The organism is Streptoverticillium olivoreticuli subsp. olivoreticuli (assembly GCF_003391135.1).
Lineage (GTDB): Bacteria > Actinomycetota > Actinomycetes > Streptomycetales > Streptomycetaceae > Streptomyces > Streptomyces blastmyceticus.
Genome location: NZ_CP031455.1, coordinates 5,278,844 through 5,303,611, shown reverse-complemented (window position 1 = coordinate 5,303,611; position 24,768 = coordinate 5,278,844). Strand labels below are relative to the sequence as shown.

The window sequence follows — 24,768 nt, the reverse complement described above, 5'->3', positions numbered from 1 at the left end:
GGCTGTGGCATCGCGCCGGGCGAAGGTGATCACCCCGACGCCCGGCCGATGCGCTGACCAGGGCGTTGACCTGTGACAACGATCGAGGAGACCCTCATGTCCACCACGACGTCGGAGACCCTGGCAGCGGACCGGGGCATCACGGACGCCGAAATCGCGGCGGCCTTTCCGCTCGGCGGCGAAGCCCCCGACCTCCGTACGCGCCTGGCCCTGCTGCGTCGGCTGCACGACCACTACCTGGCCTACATGGGCGGCCCGGAGACCTTCCAGCAGGTGCCGCGGCTCAACGCCGATCCACAGCTCGTGGCCGTCGAGGAGGCGTGGCGCCGATGGGAGGACGCCCAGGTCGACGACTCCCAACTGCCGGGCAGTGCGGCCGAATTCCGCACCTGGTTCCTCGACATCGCGGAGAAACACATCCAGCCGGAGTTCTGCCACTACCTCGCCGAGGAGGCCACGCTCAGCGAGATCGCCCTCTTCTTCATGGCCGAGGAGCTCGTCGACAGCAAGTTCGACGACCTGATGGCCATGGTGCAGATCGGCACCGCGGGCGTCACCAAGCTCACCATCGCGGAGAACTACTGGGACGAGATGGGCGAGGGCAAGCTCGACCAGATGCACACCCGGCTGTTCGAGCACTCCGCCCAGTACATGCGCAAGCAGCTCGCGGACCGGTCCGTCGACATGGCCGAACTGCACTCCACCGAGGTGTACGAGAACGCCTGTCTGCTGCTGATGTACGGCATCCACCGGCACCTCGTACCGCGCGCGCTCGGAGCGATGGGCGTGCTGGAGCAGAGCGCCTCTCCGCGCTTCCAGGCGATGGTCGACGGCTGCACCCGGCTCGCGGTGCCCGAGGACGTCATCGAGTACCAGCGCATCCACGTCCACGTGGACGCCGACCACGGCGCGGAGTGGTTCGACGGCGTGTTCGTCCCCCTCGTCGAGCGGTCCCCCGAACTGCTGCGGGAGATCAGCCTCGGCATCGTGACCCGCATCCGGGTCGCCGACGCCTACTACCGGCGCATATGGGAGCAGATGAAGGGGGTGCGGTGACCATGGCGACTCCCCTCGCGGAGCAGGCAGGTCAGGGCATCGACCCGCTGTTCAGACGGGGCAGGGTGACCGCCCGCGACGAGCGCGTGTTCATCGGGAAACTGGCGCTGTGCGCCCTGCTCGTGGCGGCCGGCGTGGTGCTGGCCCTTCAGGAGTCCTGGCTCGCCGTGGCGGCGGGCGTGGTGATCCTGGCGGCGACGTACACCCACGCCGTGGAACTCCAGCATCAAGCCCTGCACCATTCGGCGTTCCGCCGCCCCGGACCGCACCGCTGGGTCGGTGTGCCGCTGGGGGCGCCGATGCTCGTGTCGTACTCCCACTACCGGGTGCGGCACCTTCAGCACCACCGGGCGCTCGGCACCCCGGAGGACACCGAGTTCTTCGGCTTCGACACCCGCCAGGGCGTCACCTGGAAGAACATGCTGCGCGGGCTCTTCGACGTGCCGCGCCTGGGCCGGACGGGCCGGGAGATCTGGCGGGCCTGCCGGGGCACCTGGGAGTACGCGGACGGGCAGATCGCCCCGAAGGCCAAGCGGGCCGTCATCGGCGAATACCGGCTGATGGGCGCGATGCTGATCGTGGCCGCCGCGCTGTGCGCGCTGGGCGAGTACGACCTCGTGCTGAAGCTGTGGGTGCTGCCGATGCTGGTGGGGCAGCCCATGCACTTCCTGGTGGAGCTGCCGGAGCACCTGCTGTGCGAGACCGACAGCCGGGACGTCCTGCGCAACACCCGCTCCATCCAGGGCAGCAGGATCAGCTCCTGGTACACCAATGGCAACAACTTCCACGTCGAGCACCATGCGGCGATGAGCGTGCCGATCAGCCAGCTGCGCGACCGGCACCCCGAGGTCGAGCGCCGCGGCACCTACGTGGTGCGCAGCTACCCGGCGTTCTACGCGTCGGTCGTGCGGCAGCTGTGCAAGCCGGCCCGGGCGTGACGGTGGAAGCCGACGTTTTCTACCACGAGGGCAGCCGCCGGGTGCAACGGCGGCTGGGCACCGAACAGCTGGCGACGCACATCGCCGAGCGCTATGTCACGGACCTGTTGGTGGACGAGCACATCGGATGGATCCGCGCGGCCGACGCGGTGTACCTCGCCACGGTGGATCCGGCGGGCCGCCCGGAGTGCTCGTACAAGGGAGGGCTGCCCGGCTTCGTCCGGGTGCCCGACCCCCGCACACTGGAAATTCCCAGCTATGACGGGAACGGTATGTACCGGACCCTGGGCAACGCGGCGGCCACCCCGGGGATCGGCATGCTCTTCCTCTTCCCCGAACTGCCCGCCAAACTCCGCGTCAACGGCGACTGCGAATTGCTGACGGACCCCGGGTCCCTCACTCCGCACCCCGGGGCGGAAGCGGTCCTACGGGTGCATATCAGGGAAGTCTTCGAGAACTGCCCCCGCTATCTGCACGACCGGCGAACGGGCACACATTCCGAACATTGCCCCAGACCGGACTACCGGCCTCCGGAGCCGGATTGGAAGAAGAAACCCGAGTACGAAGGACTGCTGCGCCCATAGACCGCATTCCCCGGCCCGCTGCTACCGTCGCACCACATAAATATGACGGGGAGGGCATGGCGCATGACCAGTATTTCCGCTCTGCGGACACTGCGGGAGCTACGGCGGCTCGGTTCCGTCCACGCGGTGGCACAGGCCATGCACCTGGCGCCGTCGTCGGTGTCCCAGCGCATCAAGGGGCTCGGGGAAGAATGCGGTATGCCCCTCTTCGAACGCAGCGGGCGCGGCGGCCGGTTGACCGACAGAGGGGAGGCCGTTGCGGAACTCGCCGAGAAAATTACACATCAGTGGGAACGGGGCATGGTCAACATCAGGAGCGGGGCGTCACAGGCGCCCCGCCGGTCGGTGAGCATCGGGGCCTTCCCCTCCGCGCTCACCGGCTGTGTGCTCCCGGCCGCCGAGCGGCTACGGGGGCAGAACCACTTCCAGATCGAACTCCTGGAGGTGGATCCACGTGGCGCGGCGAGCCAGGTGGAGCACGCCGAACTGGACATGGTGCTCACCCTCGGGGAGGTGCTCGACGCGGACCAGTCGCTGGACCCGAGGCTGACCGTCCGCGAGCTGTGGCGGGAACCCTTCGCGCTGGTGCTGCCCGAGGCGTTCGCCTCGGCGGGGGACTCGACGGCCTCCATTCGCAACTACGCCGATGTGCCATGGGTCCTGCCTCGCCGCGGCTCGGCCTGCGATCTCATGGTCGGGCGGCACCTGGCGCGGCTGGGCGTCAGGCCGAGAGTGGTGGCCCGGTCGGACGACTGGTCGTTGGTCCAGCGCATGGCCTGTGCGACGCAAGGCGTCGCCCTGGTCCCCCTGACCTGCGTGGACGAGGAACGCGGTGACGTGCGGGTCGCCCCGGTACGGCGTACGGAACTGCTCGAGCGCACCGTGGTGGCGCTGGAGTCGGTGGAATCCGCGGGATCCCGCTGGCTCCCCCTGGTACGGGCCGAACTCGACCGGTCGGCGAAGGAGTTGATCGAGCAGATACAGGACCGGCTCCCGGCCATCACGGGCTGAACCCGGGGCCGGAACAGAGCCGGAACAGAGGAAGGCTTGATGACGGGGCCCGGCCGGGCCCCGTCATCGTGCTGAGGCGTCCGGGCCCGCGGTCTCACTTCTTGAGCGAGCAGGTGGCCTCGGCCGTCTTGCGCGGGTCGCTCTCCGAGCGGGCGGTGAGGGTGATCGTGCCCTTGCGGTCGGCGCCCGCCTTCGCCGTCACGGCCACGTTCACGGGGACCGAGGTGCCCGAGGCGGTGGTCGCGAGGCGGTTGGGGAGCCAAGCGGTCCAGCCGCGGCCGGAGGCGCCGGCCGACAGGCGGTAGATGTCGGACGACTGCGGCGACCCGGTGTTCGCGAGGGCGAAGGTGCACAGGGCCCGTCCCTCCGCCGCCTTCCCCTTCGCCGTGCCCCCGCCGAGCGCCAGGCCGCGGGCCTGCGGTCCGGCACCGTCGAGGGACTTCACGCCGACGCTGTAGGAGAGCACGCCGGAGGCGTCGCGCCGCACGTCGAGGATGTAGAAGTGCAGCCGGTTGGCCTCGTCCACGTACTCGTACGAGCTGCCGGAGTCGGCGCCCGCGTGGAAGAGCGCGTCGCTGAGCTGGCGGTAGTCGCCCATGGTGATCTTCTGCGGGGTGCCGTCGGGGCGTTGGAAGTCCACCAGGCCGATGTCCTCGGGGTGCGCGTCGATCACCCACGCGAAGGGCGCCCGGTCGGCGTTCTTGGTCTTGGTGAGCAGGACGCCGCTGTCCGGCGTGAAGGAGTCCATGCCCATGCGGTCGACGACCTCGACGGTGTAGTTGTCGTAACCGCCGCCGTCGCACAGGGGATCGGTGCTCCTGTCGCAGGAGGGCGAAAGGTCGCTCCCCATGGTGACATCGACCCCCGCCAGCCCCTTTTCCCCGGGCGGCGCGGACCGCGCGGTGACGCGGGCCACGACCGGGCCGGAGTCCTTGAGGGCGTCGCGGTCGAGCCGCAGCACGTTCTTCTCGTCGACGATGCCGAGCTTGAGCTTGTCCCGCAGGACGTGCTGGGCACCCATGGAGCCCCCGGCGGTGGCGGGTATCCGCCACCGTGTGTGCGGCCCTCCCGGGCCGTTGAAGGAGCCGCGCGAGAGCATGCCCCAGATCCCCGTGTAGGAGCGGCTCAAAGGAGTGCCGTAGGGGTTGTTGTAGTTGTCGCCTATCCCCAGTATGTGGCTGAGCTCATGGGCGTACGTGGCCATGCCGGAGCTCTCCGCCTGGGTGGACGAGCCGTTCTCCGCGTTGGGCCAGATACGGGCGGCCGCCTGCCACGAAGTCCACGGCACATAACGGGTCCTGGCGGAATTCCCGCCGGACGGCGTGGGGGAAGGCGGACCCCAGGCCGCGGGTACGTCCTCGGGGCCCCGGAATTTCATCTGCCCGAACTCCTGCCAGACCGAGGACTCGTCCACTCCGGCCGTGAGGTAGAAGACGAAGTCGAATTCCGCCGTACGGCCGGCGCCCACGTCGGCGACCCAGGCGCGCTTTCCGTCGGCGCGGATGTCCTGGTCGCAGGTGTCCCGCAAGGGGCAGGCGCCGGGGTTCATCCCGGTGTCTATGCCGTACTGGTACGACTTGCCCGGCATGCGGTACGCGCCGAAGGCGGTCAGGTCCACCCCGAAGCGGCCGCCGGAGTCCTCCATCCAGTATTCGTTGATGGTGTGACCGTGGTTGAGCGGGCCGGGCTTGTTCAGGAAGTCCTGGTAGAACGCCGGGACGCGGTCACGGGGAATGCCGGCCGCGCCGCTCTGCGGATTGCCGAACGGCGTGGAGCCCACGGGCCTGGTGACCGAGAACTCCTCGTCGGGGTAGTCCAGCAGCACCAGGGCGCCCTTGAAGGTGCGTTGTGTCGGCCTGACCGCGGGATTCGCCCAGTCCGTGCCGGGTACCGCGCGGTATTCGGACCACGTCATGTCATCGGGGTTGCGCCACCGCTGCGGATCGATCGGCTGCACGAGCGGCTGCCGGGGCCGGGAGACGGCGTCGGGCACCGCCCGCGCGGGCCCGGCGGCCACCGCGGCCACGACACCGAGCAGCAGGGCGACCACACCCAGCCGGCGTATTCGCCGGGGGCGCGTGCGACGGAAGTACATGACTCACCTCGTGTCTGGAGTCATCGGACGAGGACATGGCAAGTCGTGCGAGGGATGTGCCCATCGGGGCCAAGGTAGGGCGAGGGATCCGAAGAAGCCAGAGTGCGCGCGTGAGGCGGCGCGGACCGGAGGGCGCACCTCAACACGGCTCCATGTGAGGGGAGTTACTGCATCACCCGAGACACGTTCGGGTGACTCACCGCATGCTCACTCACCGCGCCGGGCAGCCATGTGGCGAATCGGCCCAGCCGCCCGATTCACGCCAAGTACCGCACTCACAACGGGAGTCGACGCACAAGGCACGGCCGTCAGCAGATGACCACTCATATGAAGTAACCCGGTCCGTTCTCCCTTTCCTGGGCCCCGCGGCGCCAAGAATGCTCCCGCACCAGGAGCACGGCTCCCGTGGTCGGGGAACCCCCACGGGGCCCATAGCAAGGAGAACGCATGTCCAGCGCATCGATGCGCCGTATCGCCGCGGTCACCGCCTCGGCGGCCCTGCTGTCCGGCATCGCCGCCGCGACCGGAAGCGCGGCCTTCGCCGCCCCGGCCCCGCACCCGGCCCCGGCCGGCCACGCCCACATGGTCCCCGGCGGGCACGCCGAGGGCGACCACGACAAGGACGACCACGGCAGGGCGGTGCTCGGCAAGGGCGACCACGACAAGGACGACCACGGACGCCACCTCGGCTGGGAGAAGGGCGTCGACAAGAAGAAGGACCGCTGGGACGGCAAGGCCCACTGCTGGCAACGCTATGACGCCGACTCCCGCACCTACGCCCAGTGGGACGAGCGCTCCCACTGCTGGAAGCGCAAGGTGAACGGCCACTGGCAGAAGTGGGACACCGCGCACAAGGCGTGGAAGTAGTCACCACCCGGCCGTACGGGATGGTGTCACGCCACCCCGTACGGCCGTCCGCGCGGCCTCACTTGTCGGTGCCGAAGAACCGGTCCCCGAAGTCGCCGATGCCCGGCATCATGTACGCGTTCTCGTTCAGCCGCTCCTCGATCGCGGACGTCACGATCTTCACCTTGGGATAGCGCTCGCAGACGGTGGCGATGCCTTCCGGCACGGTGATGAAGTTGATGAAGACGATGTTCTCCTCCGCCACCCCGTGGTCGAGCAGGAGCTGGATCGCTGCGAGCGCCGTCCCCCCGGTCGCCAGCATCGGCTCCAGCATCAGGACGTGCCGCTCTGCGATGTCGTCCGGCAGGTTGGAGTAGTAGAGCTTCGGGAGCTTGGTGACCTTGTCCCGCTGCATCAGGATCTTGCCGATGCGTATCCCCCGGCACACGGCGCGGAGTTGGCCCTCCATGCTCTCACCGGCGCGGATGATGGGCACGCCGCAGAGCTTCCCGGCGAATCGCAGGCCGTGGTATTCACGGCCCACGGGCGTCTCGACGATCCGCTCCTCGAAGGGCAGCAGATCGAGGCCCGCCTCGACCAGCATGCGGATGATCCGCTCCGAATAGAAGACGAAGTCCTCCCGGCGCGCGTCGCGGTCGCGGATGACGGTGTGCAGGGCCCGCAGCTGATTCGTCTGCGGCAGCAGGTGCACATTCCTGCCGAGGTATTTCTCGATCGACACGGTCGGCTCCGTCGCTGCGGTCGTACTGGACATGATGGCTGTTCTCCCGCTGTTGCGTCTGTTCCGGCTATTCGGCGATTCGGCTATTCGGCTATTCCGTCGGCGGCTGCTCGAAGGACGGGGGAAGGCCCGGCGTCACCGTGAACTGGCCCGCCGCGACGCGGAAGACCGACCGGGAACCGGTGCGCCGCCACACCCGCCGCATCACGTGGACCAGCTTCGGGTTGTGCTCCTCGTCCTCCTCGAACGCCCGCAGGACCGTCTGCCGCCAGTCCTGGTCCCACACCTCGGGCACGTCCGCGTCGACCGCGTCCCGGAACGCCGCGTGCAGGCCCGCGAGCTTCGCGCGCGCCGGGAAGTCGGCTCCGGAGAAGATCACGCACAGCATGCCGATCCAGAAGCACTTGACGACGTGCTTGCGCTGCTCGGCGGGCAGCCGGCTCGCGATCTGCTCCATCGCGTGCAGGGAGGTGATCAGGTGCAGCAGGACGAAGTCGCCGGGAACGGCCAGATACAGCAGGGACACCACGTAGTAGAGCTGTTCCCAGCTCTCCTCTGCGTCCTGCTCATCGATCCAGGCGGGGGTGCGATAGATGAGTGGGTGGCCGGCGCCCAGGAGGCGGGCGATCCGGTACTGCAGGCCGGACCGGGCGAGCTCGGGGTGGATGCCCTCGGCGATGCCGACCGCGGTGTCGCCGACCAGGCCCCGGACCCAGTTCTGCAGGGCCTCGCGGTCGTCCTCCCACGCACCGGCGATGCGGAGCAGCGAGTCCACCGCCTGCTCGCCCCCGGCGCCGCCGTCCTGCGCCCGCTCCGGGTGGCACGAGACGTACGAGAAGGCCATGTACGCGAGGCCCTCGATGGTCATCCACCGGTTCTTCGCGTCGAGCGCCCAGCCCAGGTGGATGGTGGCGTGCGTGAAGGCGCCCACCCAGCCGGGCAGCAGCGCCGGTGCGTACCGCCGCAGGAGCTCGTCGGTGCCCAGTTCCTTCTCCTGCTGCTCGAAGAATTCGCAGTAGGCGGAGAAGCTGGTGCGCTGACCGAGGTAGGTCTGCCAATTGGCTTCCGTGATCTCGTATTTCGAGACCTTCGGCGGCTCCAGGCCGTAGCCGTAGGTGGTCATGCGCGCGTAGTTCTCGTAGTACGCCCTGATCTGCTCGGGGGAGGCGCCGAGTCCGTCGAGGGCGATGACCGCGTGCTTGACGTGGTTGCTGAGGTGACCGTTGAACTCGATGTGGTACGTCCGGTCGTTCAGCAGTTGTTCGACCACGGTGGCGTCAGTCATTTCCCTTGCCTTTCTCACGGGCGGCGCTCGTCACTCTGGACAAGTAGATTCCCGCGATGACGATGACGACGCCCAGGATGCGCAGGGCGCCGGGCGTCTCGTTCCGGTTGTGGAAGTCGATGAGCACCGCGGTGACCATCTGGCCGCTGATCACCAGCAGGGCGGCGTTCATCGCGCCCAGCCTCGGGAACACATAGCTGTTCACAGCCACGAACAGCGCCCCGAAGAAGCCGCCGAGATAGGCGGAGAGCGGTGCGGAGCCGGCGTCGTCGAATTTCCAGTCGCCCATAACGAGAAGGACGAGCGTGAGGAAGAGGAAGCCGACGACGTGGTTCCACAGAGAGGCCCTGAAAGGCCCGATCCCGGTGCTCAGACGGCCGTTGACCGCCCGGCTGGTGCCGATGATCATGCCGTTCAGGAAGGCCAGCAGGATATAGGGAAGCATCTCTCACGCCCCGCCGAAGATGATGAGCGCGCTGCCGGTGAGGACGGACAGCACCACGAAGAAGTCGGCGAGGACCAGCCGGCGCCTGGGGGTGCCGAACAGGCCGAAGTAGTCCGACACGATGCCGAACAGCACCTGGCCCACCAGCATGAGCGCGATGGTTCCGGAGAGCTCCAGGCTGCTGTTCACCGCGATGGCGGCCAGCATCACGGTGAACGCGCCGGGAATGCCGCCCAGGTAGACCCAGAACGGCGCCTTCGCCCGCTTCTCCTTCCGCTCCCCGCCACCGGCCCCGAACGCCCTGGCGGCCACCAGGACGAGGAGGAGGGCGGCCACCGCTCCGATGCCGTGGGCCACCCACGAGCCGAACACCGACGAAGTGTGCTTCGCCAGCAGGCTGTTGTAGTTGGTCATCAGCGCGAGGAGGACTCCTCCCGCGATGCCCAGGAGCCAGTCCTTGGACCTTCCGAGCACGGTTACCGGCCCTCGCCCGTTCCGGGGTGGGCCGCGCGTATGCACGTCAGGACGTCGTCGAAGCTGTCCGCGATCCACGTCGGGTCGGCCGACTTCAGCTCTTCGAGGCTGTGGATCCCGTAGGTGACCGCGATCGAGCGCATTCCGGCGGCCTTGGCCATCAGCAGGTCGTGGGTGGTGTCGCCCACCATCACCGTCCGCCCGGCCGTGACGCCGAGCTTCTCCATCACCGCGTGACCGGACTCGGGGTCCGGCTTCGGCCTGGTCACCTGGTCGGCGCCGATCACGACGTCGAAGAGGTCGCGCAGGCCCGCCGCGGTGAGCAGCGCGTCGGCGCTGGCGTAGAACTTGCTCGTCGCCACGGCGAGCGTGAACCCCTGGGCGTGCAGGGCCGCCAGGCCCGCGGAGACGCCGGGAAAGAGCAGCTCCCCGGCTCGCGGCAGGATGAGCTCGCGGAACAGCCGCTGGTACTGCCGGACGCCCTCGGTGACCCGGTCGTCGTCCACGGCTGTGCCCATCAGCTTGCCGAACGCCGTCTCCAGCGGCAGGCCGATGGTGGCGCGTACGGCCTCCGGGTCCGGCGTCCGAAGGCCCATGGCCGCGAACGCCGCCGTGAACGTCTCCACGATCGCGCGGGGTGTGTCGACGAGCGTGCCGTCCAGGTCGAAGACTACGACGTCTGTCATGTCGGTCCTTTCCGATCGGTGGATCGGGTTCGGGGGAGGTAAGTCCGTCAGGGAGAAAGGCGGTTCAGTTCTTCTCATGCAGGAGCTCGGCGTGTGCGGCCGCGATCCGGCCGGCCGCCTCCGCCGTGGTGACGAGCACCGCCATGTTGGCCTTGGCGGAGCGTCCTTCGGTGACCTTGTCGACCGCGCGCATCAGGTACTTGGTGAGGGCGTTGCCGCGTACGCCCTCCCGCTCCGCGGCGAGCACGGCGTCCTCGATGGCCTGCTCCACCTCCCGGCTGTCGATGGCGTCCTTCTCGTCGACGGGGCTGGTGATCAGGAACCCGCTGTCGTTGCCGAGGGCCCAGTGCGCCTCGACGGCACGGGCGATGACGCTCTCGTCGTCCAGCCGGTGCGGGCTGCGGAAGCCGCTGGAGAGGCAGTAGAAGGCGGGGAAGTCGTCGGACTTGTAGGAGACCAGCGGGACGCAGTGCGTCTCCAGGAACTCCATGGTCAGCCCGAGGTCGAGGATGTTCTTCGCGCCGGCGCAGACGACCGCGACCTTGGAGCGGGTGAACTGGATCAGGTCCGAGGAGATGTCCATGGACCGCTCGGCGCCCCGGTGCACACCGCCGATGCCCGCGGAGGCGAAGAAGGGGATGCCCGCGAGCTCCGCGGCCACCAGCGAGGAGGCGACCGTGGTGGCGCCCATGCCGCCGCGGGCGAGCACGACCGGCATGTCCCTGCTGCTGACCTTGGGAATGCCGGGGGCCTGTGCGAAGCGCTCGATGTCCTCGTCGGTCATGCCGACCAGGATGCGGCCGTCCTCGATGCCGATCGTGGCCGGGACCGAACCGCCGGCCCGCACCGCGGCCTCCACCTTGCGTGCGGTCTCCGCGTTGTCCGGGTACGGCAGCCCGTGGGTGATGACATTCGACTCAAGCGCCACGACGGGGCGGCCGGAGGCGATCGCGTCGGACACCTCCTCGCTGAATACCAGCGGGATGTTCCTGTGGTTGTTGCGCACTGTCACTTCTCGTTTCGCTTCATTGGTCGGCGGCCGGGGGGACGGCCGGCCGTCCCCCCGGGGTGTTCGTCAGTAGTTCGGCGTCCTGCGCAGCAGGTCCTTGCGGCCCTCGATCTCGGGGGCGTAGACGCGCTCGTTCCAGTCGGCTTCCGCGACCGGTTCCAGGGCGATGGAGACGACTCCCTCGTCGCACCCGAAGGCCTTTCGCACCGCGGCGGCCAGTTCCTCGACCAGCACGGCTTCCTGACTGTCCGTCAGGGGGATCGGAAAATGCTTGACGTTAACGTGCGGCATAGTTCTCCTGCTCCCTCCCGGCCCGCAACCGGTGGCCGATACCGTCGACGAGCTCGGCGATGTCGGGGTCCTTGAGCATGCTGTAGTGATCGGCTTCGAGATCGATCACGGTCGGCTCCGTCGCCGAATACCCACTGCTGTTCTCGATGAACGAATAGTCGTCGCCACGCGCCTTGAAAAGGGTGACCGGGGCGTCGAGGCGGCGCTCGGCCAGCTCGTGGAAGGCGTACTCGAACGAGTACGTCTGGTGCACGATCCTGGTCACGCGGCGCACCAGCTCCGGGTCCAGGCCCTCGAAGTTCGCGCCGATGAACCCGGCGAAGCTCTCGTCGTCGCGCGCGACCTCCAGGCACTTCTCCAGCAGCGGTCCGGAAATGGCGCCCGCGAAGACGGAGAAGAGGATCGTCACATAGGCCTCGTCGGCGTAGGTGGCCTCCCTGCGGAGTTCGGCCGTCCGCACCTTCGGGTTGCCCGGTGCGATCAGGAAGAGGTTCTCCACCCGCTCACCGGCCTGCTCCAGCCGGTACGCCGTCTCGAAGGCGACGCGGGCCCCGAAGGAGTATCCCCAGAGGGTGTACGGGCCCTCCGGCTGGATCCGCCGGATCTCCTCGATGTCGGCGGCGGCCATGTCCCGGATCGTGGCGTACGGCGTCTCGCCCGGGTTGATGCCGTGTGCCTGCACCCCGTAGAAGGGCCGGTCGGTCTCCGCCCGGCCGGCCAGCAGCCGCAGGTTCATGGTGTAGCCGCCGAGGCCGGGCCAGCAGAAGACGGGGCTCAGCGAGCCCTTCCTGCGCAGCCGCACCAGGCGGGAGGACGCGCCCGCGTTCTCGCCGTCGACCCGGCGGGCCAGCTTCTCCACGGTCGGGGACTCGAAGAGCACCTGGAGCGGCAGCGAGCAGCCGAACTCCCGGTTGATCTTGTTGATCAGCGCCACCGCGATCAGGGAATTCCCGCCGGCCTCGAAGAAGTCGTCCTGGACCGAGACGGAATCCCGCTTCATGCCCTTCTGCCAGAGCTCGCCGATCCGCTTCTCGGTCCCGGTCCGCGGTGCGATGAAGGGCCGGTCCGCGAGTTCCACGTCCCGCTCGCCCAGCGCCTTGAAGTCGACCTTTCCATTGGCGGTGAGCGGCATCCGGTCCAGCACCAGGACGCGGTTCGGCATCATGTAGTCGGGCAGGAAGTTGCCCAGGTCGTCCCGGATCAGCTCGGCCGGGCCCTTCATATGGACGGTGTCCTCCTTCATCCCCCGGCCGCGCAGCTGCTCCTCGCTCACGCGCCCGCCGACGAAGAAATAGGAGGGGCCCGTCTCCCTGCCGCACGCCTTCAGCACGGCGTCGATCCTCTTGGCCGACGGAAGGGGGTTGCCGGTCTTGGAGCTGTAGCCGGAGGACATGAAGCCGAGGTCGGCGTCGTTCATCTCCAGCTGCTGGAGCTTGCGGCCGAGGTCGATATAGCTGCGCCAGTCCTCGGGGGTCCGGCCGACGACCGTGAGGCCGATGCTCGCCCGCTCGTAGACCTGCTGGTTGATGGCGATGACGTGCTTCTTCAGGACGAGGTCGTCCGATATCCGCTCCAGATCGCCGTCGCGATAGCGGTACTGCCCGCCCGGGAGATCCGCGACCTTTCCGGGGTGGGCCTGCACATAGACGTCCAGGACGTCGTCCGGCCGCGGCACGGCCCGCCCGGATATCTCGTACGTCCCCAGGTAGTAGTCCTCCTCCGCGCACTCCAGGTGCTCCCGGACGGCGGGCGCGTACTCCAGGTCCTGGATGTTCAGGCCGTGGGCGGGAAGGATCTCCTCGAACAGGCCCACCATGTGGCCGGTCTCGATCTCCAGGACTTCCTGGATGTTGTTCTTGTAGACCGGCTCGACGGCCCGTTTCTTGCCCATGAAGTGGACCCTGATCCGCGGGGTGCCGGATTCAACGCCCTCGCGTATCAGCACCAGTTGGTGGTGCACGGGATGGTAGTAGTGGAATCCGGGCTTCAGGCCGTCGATCCCGGACAGCTCGAAATACATCTGCGTCGCGTACAGCGAGCCCGGCGAGGCATAGCCGTACTTGGGCAGGAGCCGCTCCTCGCTGAGGTACTGCCCGAAGTACCGCAGGATCTCCCCGAATTCGGCGAGCGGGAGATCCCGCACGTCACGCGGCGCGGCGCCGGTGACCTTTCTGCCGAGCAGCCGGAGCACGTCGGCCTTCTCGACCGCGCCGCCCTCGTAGAAGCGATAGGTCTTGCGGGCGAAGACCAGCTCCTGCTGTTCGGCGGTCGGCGTCGCGCCCGGCAGGTCGACGGCCGGCTTTCCCCTCAGCTCCGCGGACTCCCGGCAGCCGGCGTTGGAGAGCTGGGCCTTGACCTGGAGCTTGTTCTTCTTGGACTGGTGGTGGGCGCCGTGGTTGCCCTGATCCATCAGGGCGGCTTCCTTCGGATTGAGCTCGATGAAGGAAATGAGGTTCTGGAAGCCGGTGCGGGGGTCCTTCTTCACGATGACCGCCGCGTTCTTGACCCAGTCGTGGGTCTCGATCGCCAGCTTGATCTCGTCCAGCTCGACGCGGAAGCCGCGCAGCTTGACCTGGTTGTCGGTCCGGCCCGCGAACTGGACCGTGCCGTCGGCGTTCCAGTGCGCGAGGTCGCCCGTGCGGTAGAGCCTTCCGCCCCCGCCGCTCCCCGCGAGGGGGTGGTCGACGAAGCGGTCCGCGGTCAGGTCCGGCCGGTGCAGATATCCGCGCGCCAGCTGGATTCCACCGATGTAGAGCTCGCCGATCTCCCCCGCGGCCACCGGCGAAAGCTTCTCGTCCAGGATGTGGTACTGCGTGTCGTGCACGGGCGCGCCGATCGATATCGCGTGCGGCCCCTCCTTGACGGTGTCCCGGTCCACCGTGAACGCCGAGGAGTTGATGGTGCACTCCGTCGGCCCGTACACATTGATCAGCTCGACCCGCTCCATGGTCTCCAGGCACTCCACCGCGAGATTCCTGGAGAGTGCCTCGCCGCCGCTGAAGATCTGGGTGAGGGAGGTGCAGGTGTGCAGCTCCTCGGTGTCAAGCAGCGCCTGGAGCAGGGTCGGCACGCATTGCAGCGTGGTGACCCCGTGCTCGGCGATGGTCTCGATGAGCCGCTCGGGGTCCCGGTAGATCCCGGGGCCGCCCATGACGACCTTGGCTCCGCAGGCGGGGGCGAGGATCTCCCACTGCGCCGCGTCGAAACTCATGGGCGTCTTCTGCAGGACGGTCCGGGTGCGGTCGATGCCGTGCGCGTCGTGCAGCCAGCGCATCTGGCTGACGATGCTGCGGTGCTCGATCATCACACCCTTGGGCTTCCCGGTGCTGCCGGAGGTGTAGATGATGTACGCCAGATTGTCCGGGGCCGGGCCGTCGGCGGGCTCCTCGTGCCCGTCCTCCGTACGCGACGCCAGGAATTCCCCGACGTCCCGCAGCGTGATGATCCGTGTTCCGTGCGGGGCGAGTTCGGCCAGCCGCGCGGTGAGGTGTTCCTGGCAGAAGATGACCCGCGCCCGGGTGTCCTCGATCATGTACCGCAGTCGCTCTTCCGGGTACTCCGGCGACAGCGGCAGATAGGCGCTTCCGGCGAACAGGATGCCCCAAGCACCGATCATCAATTCCATCGACGGCTCGACGAACAGACCGACGCAGTCGTCGCCTGCCACACCGAGCCCGCGCAGATAAGCGGCCAGAGCGGAGCTGCGCTCCACCAGTTCGCGGTAGGTGAGGGTTTCGTCCGCGTGGACTACGGCAATGTCGTGGGGTTGCTTCTGCGCCTGTTCCCGGAGCAGGTCGGGGAGGCAGTCGACAAGGCGACCGCCTCCGGGGAATGCGTGGTCCATTTCGCTGAACTCCTTAGTGACCAGGCTCTTCTCGCAGGTCGGGCCAGGCGGGATCGAGAGCTTCGGACAGCCCGCCCCGATGTCACCGGGCCGGATCCGCGCGGGGCGGCACCGGGCCCGTATCGCCCGGGGGCGTTACTGCGGGCACGGGACGCACGAACCCCCGGCCACGGCACGACGCGCGCCGACGAGGGCGCGGCGAAGAGCGGCCGGATCAGGGCACCGGACATGACACACGGCGGCACCCGGGATCCGTCGGACCCGGCGGGCACCGGTCCTCGCCGTCGGCTTCACCGGCGACGGCCTCCGAGGAGAGCTTCGCTTACGCAACTACGTGGAATGAGGCAGGAGTTGAACGAATGGAAGTCGACAAGGTCTTTCATGCCGCCCCCCAGGCAACACCCTTGCAGTGACGATCGCGGGCACCCGGCATCCACCCCCGGAGCGACCCTCGTCAGAATATGCGGCGCCGAATGCATTCAATGGAATCGGCGCTCGATTTCAGTATTTCCCCGAGCGTCATTGATTTGCGCGAATTATCGCGACGGCATCAAGGCGCGGCGACTCGTTTGTGATCCATTCCGGATCCATCCCCCCATGTATAGAGCAACTGACCGGCCGAGCAGCACCGACGACGGCCCCCGGGCCTCCTTGCGGAGGGCCGAGTTCCGTTCGCGGTTCGTCGTGAACCGGTGTGCTGATCCTCTGGGTTGACCGGCTACATGTCAAGAGTTGTCCACTACCACCTTCCCTGCCGTCGGAAGGGCGTATCGGCTGATCAAGACGGTCGCGGGCGAGCCTCCTTCGGGTCGATTGACGCCCGTGGTACACCCGGGGCGCGAGGGGGTCAACGGACGTAAAGGAAAGGCGTATTTCAAGTGTCGTCAAAAAATCTGTCGGTCACTTGACGGCAATCTTTTCGATCCGCTATCGACCCGCGCCGGGCCGCGTCGCTCCACGACCACCGGAATCACTTCTTCCGATGACCGACAACGCCTGACACAACGCGATACGCACAACTCCCCCAAGGAACTGGAGGATTGATTATCGATTGGCGTTCCGGGCCCATATCCATAACTCGTCCGAAAACCCCGCCCCGAACCCCAACTCGGCTGTGGCGCAAGGCCGTACACCCCCGCACCCCGAGGGCACGCGCGCCCCGACCCCGGCACGCCTCAGGGTCGCGTCCGGGTCCTCTGGGGGACGCCCCGGATGATCACAGGGCGCCCGGCCGACAGCATGGAGCCATGACCTCCTCCTCCCTGTCCCGCCGGGCCCTGGTCGGCGCTTCCGTCGCCGGCGCACTGCTGATGACCGCCGTCCTCCCCGCGAGCGGCGCCGCGGCTGCCGAGCCCACGCCGCCGCCCCTCGACACCAAGGCGCTGCGGGCCGCCATCTCCGACCTCCAGCACCCCCAGGCCACCGCGGCCCAGCTGCGGGTGAGCGGCTCGGCGGGCCAGTGGTACGGCACCTCCGGAACCTCCGACCTCCGCACCGGCCGCGCCGTGCGGGCGGACGACCGGTTCCGGATCGGCAGCATCACCAAGGTCTTCGTCGCCACGACCGTGATGCAGCTGGTCGCCGAGCACCGCGTGGACCTCGACACCCCGGTCCAGCACTACCTGCCCGGCCTGCTGCCGAAGGACTACGCCCCCATCACCGTCGGCCAGCTGCTGAACCACACCAGCGGCCTCCCCGACGAGAGCGGCGCGGACGTACCGCAGAAGACGACTCCGGAGGACGTCCTCGCGCACCGCTACGACCAGTGGACCCCCGAGCGGCTCGTCGCCGTGTCGACGCGGAAGCCCCTGAAGTTCCGGCCGGGCACCGAGCAGGAGTACCGCGGGATCAACTACGTGCTGGCCGCGATGCTCGTCGAGAAGGTGACCGGCCACGCGTACGGCAAGGAGATCGACGCCCGCATCCTGCGGCCGCTCGGGCTCAAGGACACCTCCGTGCCCGGCAACGACCCCAAGATCCACGGCCCGCACGTGCACGGCTACTTGGCGATGTCCGACGGCACGCTGAAGGACGCCACCGACTACAACCAGTCGGAGGCCTGGGGCGAGGGCGAGATGATCTCCACCACCGGGGATCTGGACCGCTTCATCTCCGCGCTGTTCTCGGGCAAGCTGCTCCCGAAGCCCGTGCTGGACAAGATGTTCACCCTGCCGTCCCAGGACGTGCGCATGCGGAATGACGGCTCCCCCGCCGGCTACAGCATGGGACTGCAGAAGGTCACCGTGAACGGCGTCACCCTGTGGGGCAAGACCGGTGAGCGGTACGGCTACAACTCGGCGATGGTCTCCACCCGGGACGGCAAGCGCCGCACGGAGTACTCCTTCAACCCCACGCACCGGGACGCCGGCCAGATGCGGATGACGCTGCGCATAGCCGACGCGATCACCAAGAAGGCGCCCGAGCGGCACTGACGCGGGCCGCGCCCGGAGGGGCGTCAACGGCCCGCACGGAAGATCCGGCTCCCGGGGTCGGCGGCCCTCGGCGCGCCGGGGAGCGGTGGCCCGAGGTTCTGTGGGAAGACTGGGGCATGAGCAGCGCTGCCAGAGCATTCCTCGAAGGTGGGCCGGACGAACTGCCCGATCGGATCGTGCCGATCACTCCGCCCGGGGTCGAGCTGAAGATCCCGTTCCGTGGCGGGTACGAGCACTTCAAGGTCACGTCACGGCACCGGGAGACCGAGGAGGGCCGGCTGGTCGTCTACGAGTGGTGGGAGCGGACGGAGATCGCGGAGTAGCCACTCCGGGAACGACCGAACAATTCCCCCGGAAACGGGGGAGCGCATACGGGCACTCCAGACACTCGACGGCCCCGGTGATCGAACACCGCAGCGATAGACTTGCGGGGTCACCGGGGCCGTCCCGGAGTGAGGGAGGCCCGTGATGGCCGCTGACAGCGAGAAGTGGCGCGAGAAACAGGTCGCCCTGCGCGTTCTGGTCTATGTCTTCGTGTCGCACATCTTCGCGGGCTTCATCATGCTGCTGTTCTACCTCGGCGGCCACGCCGACAAGTGACCGCGGGGCGTGGGAGCGCCTCCCGCGCCCTCCCCGGGGTGATCATCGGGGCATGGACATCACCCTTCACCTCGCCCAGCAGCCGGACGCCGACGAGTTGCTCGGGCGGAGCCCGCTCGCCGCGCTGATCGGCATGCTGCTGGATCAGCAGGTTCCCATGGAGTGGGCGTTCTCCGGTCCGTACACCATCGCGCGGCGGCTGGGCCGCGACGACCTGGACGCGTACGAGATCGCCGCCCACGACCCCGAGGCGTTCGCCGCGCTGCTGTCGGAGAAGCCCGCGGTGCACCGCTACCCGGGGTCGATGGCCAAGCGGATCCAGCAGCTCTGCCAGTACCTCGTCGAGCACTACGGCGGTGACGCGAGCGCCGTGTGGGGCGACGCCGGCAGCGGCGCGGAGCTGCTGGAGCGGCTCAAGGAGCTGCCCGGATTCGGCGAGCAGAAGGCCCGGATCTTCCTCGCGCTGCTGGGCAAGCGGCTGGGCGTAACGCCGGAGGGCTGGCGCGAGGCGGCCGGGGCGTACGGCGAGGAGGGCGCGTACCGCTCGGTCGCGGACATCACCGGGCCCGAGTCGCTCGCCAAGGTGCGGGCGCACAAGCAGGAGATGAAGCGCGCGGCCAAGGCGGCCGCCTCGAAGAAGCCGTCGAAGAAGTGATATCCGGCTTCATACCCGTGTGGGCCGTGACGGCGCTGGGCTGGGCCTCCGGCCGGTCCGGCGTCCTCGGCCCGCACGCCCAACCCGTGCTCGGCCGCTTCGCGTTCACGTTCGCCACCCCGTTGATCATGGTGCTGATCGACCTGGACGTGCACCGGGGCGTACGCGGCCAGTGGCGCCGCTTCGCCCAACTGCCCTTGCGCAACCCGGTGATCGGCGCCTCGGCCGCGGGCGTCGCGGTCGCCGCGCTCGGCTGGCAGCTGCCCGCGGAGGTCGTCCAGCCGATCCGCATGGTCGGCGGCGCGGGGGTGCCCGCCGCGCTGTTCGCGCTCGGGTGAGCGCGCGGGCTCAGCGCACCAGGCGGGTCACGGCCCGCAGCCCCGGGGCGCGTTCGCGGAGGCGGCCGAGGAGGTCGTCCGCCGCCGCGTCGAGGGCCTCGAAGGGCAGCGGGTCGAGCCGTTCGAGCAGGAAGAGCGCTGAGGTCGTCGTCTCCGTGATGCGCGTCCGTACGCACTGCCGGTGGTTCCAGCGGCGGCAGGTGACACCGAGGTCGTCGCACCACACGACCTCGCCGGGCTCCGGGTGCTCGACCGCGGGCCCGCCGTTCGCCACCGTGTCGAAGCGCTCGTCGCCCGAGGCGCGGACCAGGTGCGGCGCGCCCTCGTACGCGCCGAGGTCCTCGCCGCCGACGGGCAGGCGGTGGGTGACGGACACGGCGTTGTAGACGTCGACGAGGAGGTTGACCTCCGGCAGTCCGGCGGGCGCACGGCGGATCAGGGCCTCGGCGCTGTTGCGCGTGCGGCCGGGCTTGGCGCCGAACGCCGTGTACGCCTGCCGCCAGGCGGCGATGTGCGGTTCGGCCGTGACGTCCACCTCGGCGGCGGTCTGGGCGGCGGCCTTGAGGAGGCCGCGCGACCAGGCGTCGGTCGGGCCCGTCGGCAGCCCGTCCGCCGCGATCGCCAGGACGGCGAAGTCGGGCCGCAGCGCGCGCACGGCGTCGTCCACCCGCACGCTCCCGGCCGCCGTTTCGAGATCCACCGTCATGCCAGCCTCCCGTTGGTCATTCCACTGCACTCGAAGGTAACACCGAACGACCGGAAGCCGAAGTTGCGGGAAGATGGGCGGCATGAGCTCCGACAGCACGCCCGCCGACGACCGGTCCGCCGGGAAGGACGACCGGTCCGTCATGGAGGCCGTCGCCGCCCGCACCCGCGCGCTGCGCAAGGAACGGGGCTGGAGCCTCGACACGCTCGCCGGCCGCGCGCACGTCAGCAAGGGCATGCTCGTCGCGCTGGAGAACGCCCGCTCCAACCCGAACCTCGCCACTCTGATCCGCCTCTGCGACGCCTTCGGCGTGCCCCTGACCGATCTGCTCCAGCAGCCCGCGGCGCCGCTGCTCCAGCCGACGCCGCCCGCCGACCAGCCCGTCCTGTGGAGCGGCCCCGACGGCGGTGCGGGCACCCTCGTCACCGGCGCCAACCAGCCGGTCGGCGGCGAGCTGTGGCACTGGCGGCTCGCGCCCGGCGAGGAGCACCACAGCGAGCCCCACCTCGCCGGGACGGTCGAGCTCCTGCACGTGCGGCACGGCACGCTGACCGTCACCGTCGGCGGCCGGGAGGCCGTGCTGCCCGCGGGTCACGGACTGCGCATGGCGGGCGACCGTCCGCACTCCTACGCCAACCGGGGGACGTCCGCCGTCGAGTACACGGGCGTCGTGCTCGTGCCCCCGAACAGCTGACCACCGTCGGCGACCCGGATATTTCCGGGCGCCCGGCAGGCTTCACTCCCGGTATGCGGCCGATTGTCGCCTTCGCACTCCCGCGCCGTGGCTGCGCCGGGGACCACTGGCCCGGTAGGCTTTCCGTGTGATCTTCAAGCGCATCGGAAACGGGCGGCCGTACCCCGACCACGGCCGGGAGAGCACCCGGCAGTGGGCGGACGTCGCCCCCCGCCCGGTGCGGCTCGACCAGTTGGTGACCACCAAGCAGCAGCTCGATCTGGAGACCCTGCTGGCCGAGGACTCCACCTTCTACGGAGACCTCTTCGCCCACGTCGTGAAGTGGCAGGGCGACCTCTATCTGGAGGACGGTCTGCACCGCGCCGTGCGCGCCGCGCTCCAGCAGCGCCAGGTGCTCCACGCACGCGTGCTCGAACTGGGCTGAACCGACCGGTCGGACTGATCAGTCGACAGGTCAACACCGGGCCCGACGGCCCGAATGGAGCCTGTTTCCGGCCGTTGTTCGGCCTTTCGGGTTGGCGTGCGCGCAACCCATTGATCATCTAGTAGGCAGCGGCTCCGCCCGGCACTACGCTGCGCCCATGAGCATGCTCACCCCTCCCGGCATGGGCGGAAAGTACCGCATCACGGGCAATCGTTTCCCGCACATGCGCCGCCCCAGAAATCGCCGCAGGATCGTGCTCGCCGCCGTCTCCGTCGCCGCAGCGCTCGCGCTGGCCGGGTGGGGGACACTCCAGCTCGTCGACGTCTTCTCCGGTGGGAGCGACGAGACGACACAGGCGGCACACGGCAAGGGCGGCAAGAGCACCAAGAACGGGAAGGGCGACTGCAAGGCGGCCACGGCCGGCCGCGCGGACGCCCCCAAGCCACTGCCCAGGCCCGACGAGATCACCGTCAACGTCTACAACGCCACGCCGCGCGGCGGGCTCGCCAAGATCACCGCGGATGAGCTGAAAAAGCGCGGCTTCAGGATCGGCAAGGTGGGGAACGCCCCCGAGCTCTACGACAAGAAGGTCGCCAACGTGGGGCTCCTGCTGGGCGCCCCGGAGATCGCCGACGGGTCGCTGAAGGTGCTCGGCACCCAGCTGGGCGGCATGGAGGTCAAGAACGACCAGCGCACGGGCGAGGATGTCGACCTGATCCTCGGCGCGGAGTTCAAGGAGCTCTCGGCGAAGCAGGACGCCGACCGGGCGCTCACCGAGATGGGCGGCGAGCCCGCGTCGGAGCCCGCGTCGCAGGAGGCGTCCGCCTCACCGTCGCAGTCCCCGGCCTCCAAGGCACCCGCGCCCGCCCCGGCGAAGTGCTGACCGCTCCCCGCCCTCCGGCGTGAGCGGCCGCGGTGAGGGCCCCGGTCGCGGGGCCCTCACCGTGTGCTTTCCGTGCTCTTACGGGACCGTCAGCCGGCCGTGCCGTACATGCGGTCGCCCGCGTCGCCCAGGCCCGGGACGATGTAGCCGTCCTCGTTGAGCCGCTCGTCGACGGAGGCGGTGACCACGGTCACCGGCGCGCCCTCGAGCTCGCGCTCCATGACCTCGACGCCCTCGGGGGCGGCCAGCAGGGTGATCGCGGTGACGTCGTCCGCACCGCGCTCGATCAGCTCGTTGATCGCCGCGACCAGCGTGCCGCCGGTGGCGAGCATCGGGTCCAGCACATACACCTGGCGGCCCGAGAGGTCCTCGGGCATCCGGGTCGCGTACGTCTCCGCCTTGAGGGTCTCCTCGTTGCGGATCATGCCGAGGAAGCCGACCTCGGCCGTCGGCAGCAGCCGGACCATGCCGTCGAGCATGCCCAGACCGGCGCGCAGGATCGGCACCACCAGGGGACGGGGGTGGGACAGCTTGACGCCGGTGGTCGCCGTGACCGGGGACTCGATGGCCACCTGCTCCGTGCGCACATCGCGCGTGGCCTCGTACGCGAGCAGGGTGACCAGCTCGTCGGCGAGGCGCCGGAAGGTGGGAGAGTCCGTGCGCTTGTCGCGCAGCGTGGTGAGTTTGTGCGCCACCAGCGGGTGGTCGACGACGTGGATCCGCATGACATCGACATTAACCGAGCTTTCGGGCGCCAGCTCCCGCGCGGTGGGCGGCAGTGCCCTCGCGAAGCCCTCCGACAGTCTGTCGCTGCACTGGCATCAAACCACCACTTAGGGGGAAAGTGGGCACGTACGCCCGGTCCCTGGCTCCGGGCGAGGACCTCGGCGCGAGGTGGTGCTGCCCATGGCTGACCGCGAGACCCGCGAGAATCCGGACACCACGGACACGGCCGGCACGGCGGGTACCCCGGACAACCCGGGCACCCGGCGCGGCCATGACACGTACGGGAGCGGGCCCGGCGACGACCCCGGGCCCCCGAGGGCGGCGGAGGACGAGAGCGACATGGAGCGCCGGCGCAGACGGGCGCAGTTCCTCCGCGAGCTGGGCGAGGCGAAGGAGCTGCGCGACCGGGTGCAGCCGCGCCGGGCGCGGGCCGCCCGGATGCGCCAACAGATGCGGATGCGGACCTTCCGCTGGTGAGCCGCCGGAGCCCCGCCCGCGGGCGCGCCGGACCGCCCGCTGGCCGCCCGCCGGCCGGCCGTGGCGCGACACGCTCGGTGACACGCCCGTGCCCGCGACGCCCGTACGGAGCCCGCGTGAGGCACATCTCTTCGGACTGCTGCACGACGCAGCGCGGAAGACCTCTCGCAACGGCCGGGTTTCTGCCACGATTCCGAGTGGGCGGGGTGGTCCCCGTCCGGCCCGGCACCGCCTATGACCAGTGGGAGAGTCACGGTGTACTTCGCCGCACTGCTCGCGCGCACCGAAGACGGGTGGCAAGCGAGCGACACAGAACTCGACAACGTGGAAACCCTGTCCGACCTCGCCGACCTGGCCCGTGAGTCCTCGGTCGACGACGACACGGTCCTGGTGCTCATCGAGCAGGAGGACTCCTGGTTCGGTGTCGTCCGGGTGGACGGCGAGGACGACCCCCGGGTCTACCTCTCCGACGCCGCGGCCGCCCGCCGCAACGCCTACGGCTCGATGCTCACCGACGAGCTGCTCGGCCGCGACGAGGCCGAGAACGACCTGGGCAGCCTCCCGGACCTCGACGGCACGGAGGACGGCGAGCCCGAGCCGGACGAGGACGAGGCCGACGCCTCGGCCGCCGCCCGGCCGGTGCCCGCCGGGCCGCTGGGCGACCACCTGATCCTGGAGGACCTCGGGGTGGGCCCGCGGGAGCTGCGGTCCTTCGACGGGGACGCGCTGAGCGGCATCGCGGACGCGCTCGGCTGCACCGAGGTCCTGGAGGCCGTCCGCTGACGGCCCGCCGGACAGGGTCACGCACACTGGTGCGATGAACGAAGCCGTCCCCGGCCGCTCCGGCCACCGGCCCGACCACCGGCCCGATCCCGTACCCGCCCCCGGGCACGACCCCGTACGGGATCCCTGGCGCGGCCCGATGCGGGCCGCCCTGGCGGAGGCCGCGCTGGCCCCCGGCACCGGTGACGTGCCGGTCGGTGCCGTCGTCCTGGCCCCGGACGGCTCCGTCATCGGCCGCGGCCGGAACGAGCGCGAGGCCACCGGCGACCCGACCGGCCACGCCGAGGTGCTCGCCATCCGCGACGCCGCGCGGGCCGTGGGCGAGTGGCGCCTCACCGGCTGCACCCTCGTCGTGACCCTGGAGCCGTGCACGATGTGCGCGGGCGCGATCGTCCTCTCCCGCCTGGACCGCGTCGTCTACGGCGCGGCCGACGAGAAGGCGGGCGCGGCCGGCTCCCTCTGGGACGTCGTCCGCGACCGCCGTCTCAACCACCGCCCCGAGGTCGTCGAGGGCGTACTCGCCGACGACTGCGCGGCCCTGCTCACGGACTTCTTCCGCGCCCGCTGACCGGCCTCGCGGCCCCTCCCGAGCCCCTCCCCGCACACCGATTTCAGAGCACGGCCCAACGTCCGCTAAGCTCTCTCTCGGTAGCGTGTCCGAGCGGCCTAAGGAGCACGCCTCGAAAGCGTGTGTGGGGGCAACTCCACCGTGGGTTCAAATCCCACCGCTACCGCCAGCGACAC

Annotated in this window: 27 protein-coding genes and 1 tRNA gene; 17 read left to right on the top strand and 11 right to left on the bottom strand. The window is 69.5% G+C overall.

Going from position 1 to position 24,768, the window contains the following annotated elements:
- Nucleotides 1–96: 96 nt before the first annotated feature.
- From DXZ73_RS23320 to DXZ73_RS23305, 4 genes are all read left to right on the top strand, one after another.
- Nucleotides 97–1,056, top strand: a complete 960-nt coding sequence (locus DXZ73_RS23320) for an iron-containing redox enzyme family protein (protein WP_116213026.1) — start codon at nucleotides 97–99, stop codon at nucleotides 1,054–1,056.
- A gap of 2 nt (nucleotides 1,057–1,058) precedes the next feature.
- The gene (locus DXZ73_RS23315; protein ID WP_116213025.1) at nucleotides 1,059–1,994 is read left to right on the top strand and encodes a fatty acid desaturase family protein; all 936 of its coding nucleotides are present in this window, start codon (nucleotides 1,059–1,061) and stop codon (nucleotides 1,992–1,994) included.
- 2 nt (nucleotides 1,995–1,996) lie between these two features.
- On the top strand, nucleotides 1,997–2,578 hold the full coding sequence (locus tag DXZ73_RS23310; protein WP_240351458.1) for a pyridoxamine 5'-phosphate oxidase family protein: 582 nt from the start codon (nucleotides 1,997–1,999) through the stop codon (nucleotides 2,576–2,578).
- Between the two features lie 63 nt (nucleotides 2,579–2,641).
- Nucleotides 2,642–3,589, top strand: a complete 948-nt coding sequence (locus DXZ73_RS23305; protein ID WP_162890297.1) for a LysR family transcriptional regulator — start codon at nucleotides 2,642–2,644, stop codon at nucleotides 3,587–3,589.
- A 94-nt stretch (nucleotides 3,590–3,683) separates the two neighbouring features.
- Here DXZ73_RS23305 and DXZ73_RS23300 read toward each other — a convergent pair whose 3' ends face one another.
- Nucleotides 3,684–5,684, bottom strand: coding sequence for a M6 family metalloprotease domain-containing protein (locus DXZ73_RS23300; RefSeq protein WP_116213023.1), 2,001 nt, complete (start codon nucleotides 5,682–5,684; stop codon nucleotides 3,684–3,686).
- Nucleotides 5,685–6,131: 447 nt separating this feature from the next.
- On the opposite strand from DXZ73_RS23300, the gene DXZ73_RS23295 reads away from it, so the two are divergent.
- Entirely contained in the window at nucleotides 6,132–6,551 is a 420-nt protein-coding gene (locus tag DXZ73_RS23295) for a hypothetical protein (protein ID WP_116213022.1), read from the top strand.
- A 58-nt stretch (nucleotides 6,552–6,609) separates the two neighbouring features.
- On the opposite strand, the gene upp (DXZ73_RS23290) is transcribed toward DXZ73_RS23295, so the two are convergent.
- The 8 genes from upp (DXZ73_RS23290) to DXZ73_RS23255 form a co-directional block, all read right to left on the bottom strand.
- Nucleotides 6,610–7,242, bottom strand: a complete 633-nt coding sequence (gene upp / locus DXZ73_RS23290) for a uracil phosphoribosyltransferase (protein ID WP_162890514.1) — start codon at nucleotides 7,240–7,242, stop codon at nucleotides 6,610–6,612.
- Nucleotides 7,243–7,363: 121 nt separating this feature from the next.
- A complete protein-coding gene (locus DXZ73_RS23285) occupies nucleotides 7,364–8,557 on the bottom strand; it encodes a questin oxidase family protein (protein WP_116213020.1) in 1,194 nt (397 codons plus the stop codon).
- Nucleotides 8,550–9,002, bottom strand: a complete 453-nt coding sequence (locus tag DXZ73_RS23280) for a DMT family transporter (protein ID WP_116213019.1) — start codon at nucleotides 9,000–9,002, stop codon at nucleotides 8,550–8,552. The genes DXZ73_RS23285 and DXZ73_RS23280 overlap by 8 nt, the downstream gene beginning before the upstream one ends.
- Nucleotides 9,003–9,005: 3 nt before the next feature.
- Nucleotides 9,006–9,476 carry a DMT family transporter gene (locus DXZ73_RS23275; RefSeq protein WP_116213018.1) on the bottom strand — a complete coding sequence of 157 codons (471 nt, stop codon included), beginning with the start codon at nucleotides 9,474–9,476 and terminating at the stop codon, nucleotides 9,006–9,008.
- A gap of 2 nt (nucleotides 9,477–9,478) precedes the next feature.
- Complete coding sequence (locus DXZ73_RS23270) at nucleotides 9,479–10,162, bottom strand: HAD family hydrolase (RefSeq protein WP_116213017.1); 684 nt, start codon at nucleotides 10,160–10,162, stop codon at nucleotides 9,479–9,481.
- A 64-nt stretch (nucleotides 10,163–10,226) separates the two neighbouring features.
- Nucleotides 10,227–11,168: a pseudouridine-5'-phosphate glycosidase gene (locus tag DXZ73_RS23265; protein ID WP_116215787.1), complete on the bottom strand. Its 942-nt coding sequence runs from the start codon at nucleotides 11,166–11,168 to the stop codon at nucleotides 10,227–10,229.
- A 69-nt stretch (nucleotides 11,169–11,237) separates the two neighbouring features.
- A complete protein-coding gene (locus DXZ73_RS40305) occupies nucleotides 11,238–11,462 on the bottom strand; it encodes a tautomerase family protein (protein ID WP_116213016.1) in 225 nt (74 codons plus the stop codon).
- The gene (locus tag DXZ73_RS23255; RefSeq protein WP_116213015.1) at nucleotides 11,449–15,306 is read right to left on the bottom strand and encodes an amino acid adenylation domain-containing protein; all 3,858 of its coding nucleotides are present in this window, start codon (nucleotides 15,304–15,306) and stop codon (nucleotides 11,449–11,451) included. Before DXZ73_RS23255 ends, DXZ73_RS40305 begins: the two co-directional genes overlap by 14 nt.
- Before the next feature lie 1,247 nt (nucleotides 15,307–16,553).
- Between DXZ73_RS23255 and DXZ73_RS23250 the strand changes: the two genes are divergently transcribed.
- From DXZ73_RS23250 to DXZ73_RS23235, 5 genes are all read left to right on the top strand, one after another.
- A complete protein-coding gene (locus tag DXZ73_RS23250; RefSeq protein WP_240351457.1) occupies nucleotides 16,554–17,738 on the top strand; it encodes a serine hydrolase domain-containing protein in 1,185 nt (394 codons plus the stop codon).
- 116 nt (nucleotides 17,739–17,854) lie between these two features.
- Nucleotides 17,855–18,061: a DUF5988 family protein gene (locus tag DXZ73_RS23245; RefSeq protein ID WP_116213014.1), complete on the top strand. Its 207-nt coding sequence runs from the start codon at nucleotides 17,855–17,857 to the stop codon at nucleotides 18,059–18,061.
- A gap of 145 nt (nucleotides 18,062–18,206) precedes the next feature.
- Nucleotides 18,207–18,338: a DUF6126 family protein gene (locus tag DXZ73_RS39555; RefSeq protein WP_240351456.1), complete on the top strand. Its 132-nt coding sequence runs from the start codon at nucleotides 18,207–18,209 to the stop codon at nucleotides 18,336–18,338.
- A gap of 52 nt (nucleotides 18,339–18,390) precedes the next feature.
- A complete protein-coding gene (locus tag DXZ73_RS23240) occupies nucleotides 18,391–18,993 on the top strand; it encodes an HhH-GPD-type base excision DNA repair protein (protein WP_116213013.1) in 603 nt (200 codons plus the stop codon).
- Nucleotides 18,990–19,331 (top strand): hypothetical protein, encoded by a 342-nt coding sequence (locus DXZ73_RS23235; RefSeq protein ID WP_116213012.1) that lies wholly within the window; start codon nucleotides 18,990–18,992, stop codon nucleotides 19,329–19,331. Before DXZ73_RS23240 ends, DXZ73_RS23235 begins: the two co-directional genes overlap by 4 nt.
- A 10-nt stretch (nucleotides 19,332–19,341) precedes the next feature.
- Here the strand turns inward: DXZ73_RS23235 and DXZ73_RS23230 are convergent, their stop codons facing one another.
- Nucleotides 19,342–20,037 carry a B3/B4 domain-containing protein gene (locus tag DXZ73_RS23230; protein WP_116213011.1) on the bottom strand — a complete coding sequence of 232 codons (696 nt, stop codon included), beginning with the start codon at nucleotides 20,035–20,037 and terminating at the stop codon, nucleotides 19,342–19,344.
- A gap of 82 nt (nucleotides 20,038–20,119) precedes the next feature.
- Between DXZ73_RS23230 and DXZ73_RS23225 the strand changes: the two genes are divergently transcribed.
- The 3 genes from DXZ73_RS23225 to DXZ73_RS23215 all read left to right on the top strand — a co-directional run bounded on the left by DXZ73_RS23225 (nucleotide 20,120) and on the right by DXZ73_RS23215 (nucleotide 22,038).
- Complete coding sequence (locus DXZ73_RS23225; protein WP_116215785.1) at nucleotides 20,120–20,731, top strand: helix-turn-helix domain-containing protein; 612 nt, start codon at nucleotides 20,120–20,122, stop codon at nucleotides 20,729–20,731.
- A gap of 127 nt (nucleotides 20,732–20,858) precedes the next feature.
- Nucleotides 20,859–21,155: a type II toxin-antitoxin system VapB family antitoxin gene (locus DXZ73_RS23220; protein ID WP_003986294.1), complete on the top strand. Its 297-nt coding sequence runs from the start codon at nucleotides 20,859–20,861 to the stop codon at nucleotides 21,153–21,155.
- A 157-nt stretch (nucleotides 21,156–21,312) separates the two neighbouring features.
- Complete coding sequence (locus DXZ73_RS23215; protein WP_116213010.1) at nucleotides 21,313–22,038, top strand: LytR C-terminal domain-containing protein; 726 nt, start codon at nucleotides 21,313–21,315, stop codon at nucleotides 22,036–22,038.
- An 89-nt stretch (nucleotides 22,039–22,127) separates the two neighbouring features.
- Here the strand turns inward: DXZ73_RS23215 and upp (DXZ73_RS23210) are convergent, their stop codons facing one another.
- Nucleotides 22,128–22,763, bottom strand: coding sequence for a uracil phosphoribosyltransferase (gene upp / locus DXZ73_RS23210; RefSeq protein ID WP_116213009.1), 636 nt, complete (start codon nucleotides 22,761–22,763; stop codon nucleotides 22,128–22,130).
- Nucleotides 22,764–22,944: 181 nt separating this feature from the next.
- Between upp (DXZ73_RS23210) and DXZ73_RS23205 the strand changes: the two genes are divergently transcribed.
- From DXZ73_RS23205 to DXZ73_RS23190, 4 genes are all read left to right on the top strand, one after another.
- On the top strand, nucleotides 22,945–23,241 hold the full coding sequence (locus DXZ73_RS23205; RefSeq protein ID WP_116215784.1) for a hypothetical protein: 297 nt from the start codon (nucleotides 22,945–22,947) through the stop codon (nucleotides 23,239–23,241).
- A 255-nt stretch (nucleotides 23,242–23,496) separates the two neighbouring features.
- Entirely contained in the window at nucleotides 23,497–24,024 is a 528-nt protein-coding gene (locus tag DXZ73_RS23200; protein ID WP_116213008.1) for a hypothetical protein, read from the top strand.
- A 34-nt stretch (nucleotides 24,025–24,058) separates the two neighbouring features.
- Nucleotides 24,059–24,592 carry a tRNA adenosine(34) deaminase TadA gene (gene tadA / locus DXZ73_RS23195; RefSeq protein WP_116213007.1) on the top strand — a complete coding sequence of 178 codons (534 nt, stop codon included), beginning with the start codon at nucleotides 24,059–24,061 and terminating at the stop codon, nucleotides 24,590–24,592.
- A 79-nt stretch (nucleotides 24,593–24,671) separates the two neighbouring features.
- A tRNA-Ser gene (locus DXZ73_RS23190) sits at nucleotides 24,672–24,761 on the top strand.
- Nucleotides 24,762–24,768: the final 7 nt, after the last annotated feature.

Excerpts from the sequence above, each read along its gene's own strand:
- DXZ73_RS23320 (WP_116213026.1), top strand. The coding sequence starts at position 97 with ATGTCCACCACGACGTCGGAGACCCTGGCAGCGGACCGGGGCATCACG.
- DXZ73_RS23315 (WP_116213025.1), top strand. The coding sequence starts at position 1,059 with ATGGCGACTCCCCTCGCGGAGCAGGCAGGTCAGGGCATCGACCCGCTG.
- DXZ73_RS23305 (WP_162890297.1), top strand. The coding sequence starts at position 2,642 with ATGACCAGTATTTCCGCTCTGCGGACACTGCGGGAGCTACGGCGGCTC.
- DXZ73_RS23300 (WP_116213023.1), bottom strand. The coding sequence starts at position 5,684 with ATGTACTTCCGTCGCACGCGCCCCCGGCGAATACGCCGGCTGGGTGTG.
- DXZ73_RS23295 (WP_116213022.1), top strand. The coding sequence starts at position 6,132 with ATGTCCAGCGCATCGATGCGCCGTATCGCCGCGGTCACCGCCTCGGCG.
- DXZ73_RS23285 (WP_116213020.1), bottom strand. The coding sequence starts at position 8,557 with ATGACTGACGCCACCGTGGTCGAACAACTGCTGAACGACCGGACGTAC.
- DXZ73_RS23280 (WP_116213019.1), bottom strand. The coding sequence starts at position 9,002 with ATGCTTCCCTATATCCTGCTGGCCTTCCTGAACGGCATGATCATCGGC.
- DXZ73_RS23270 (WP_116213017.1), bottom strand. The coding sequence starts at position 10,162 with ATGACAGACGTCGTAGTCTTCGACCTGGACGGCACGCTCGTCGACACA.
- DXZ73_RS40305 (WP_116213016.1), bottom strand. The coding sequence starts at position 11,462 with ATGCCGCACGTTAACGTCAAGCATTTTCCGATCCCCCTGACGGACAGT.
- DXZ73_RS23255 (WP_116213015.1), bottom strand. The coding sequence starts at position 15,306 with ATGGACCACGCATTCCCCGGAGGCGGTCGCCTTGTCGACTGCCTCCCC.
- DXZ73_RS23250 (WP_240351457.1), top strand. The coding sequence starts at position 16,554 with ATGACCTCCTCCTCCCTGTCCCGCCGGGCCCTGGTCGGCGCTTCCGTC.
- DXZ73_RS23245 (WP_116213014.1), top strand. The coding sequence starts at position 17,855 with ATGAGCAGCGCTGCCAGAGCATTCCTCGAAGGTGGGCCGGACGAACTG.
- DXZ73_RS39555 (WP_240351456.1), top strand. The coding sequence starts at position 18,207 with ATGGCCGCTGACAGCGAGAAGTGGCGCGAGAAACAGGTCGCCCTGCGC.
- DXZ73_RS23240 (WP_116213013.1), top strand. The coding sequence starts at position 18,391 with ATGGACATCACCCTTCACCTCGCCCAGCAGCCGGACGCCGACGAGTTG.
- DXZ73_RS23230 (WP_116213011.1), bottom strand. The coding sequence starts at position 20,037 with ATGACGGTGGATCTCGAAACGGCGGCCGGGAGCGTGCGGGTGGACGAC.
- DXZ73_RS23225 (WP_116215785.1), top strand. The coding sequence starts at position 20,120 with ATGAGCTCCGACAGCACGCCCGCCGACGACCGGTCCGCCGGGAAGGAC.
- DXZ73_RS23215 (WP_116213010.1), top strand. The coding sequence starts at position 21,313 with ATGAGCATGCTCACCCCTCCCGGCATGGGCGGAAAGTACCGCATCACG.
- upp (WP_116213009.1), bottom strand. The coding sequence starts at position 22,763 with ATGCGGATCCACGTCGTCGACCACCCGCTGGTGGCGCACAAACTCACC.
- DXZ73_RS23205 (WP_116215784.1), top strand. The coding sequence starts at position 22,945 with ATGGCTGACCGCGAGACCCGCGAGAATCCGGACACCACGGACACGGCC.
- tadA (WP_116213007.1), top strand. The coding sequence starts at position 24,059 with ATGAACGAAGCCGTCCCCGGCCGCTCCGGCCACCGGCCCGACCACCGG.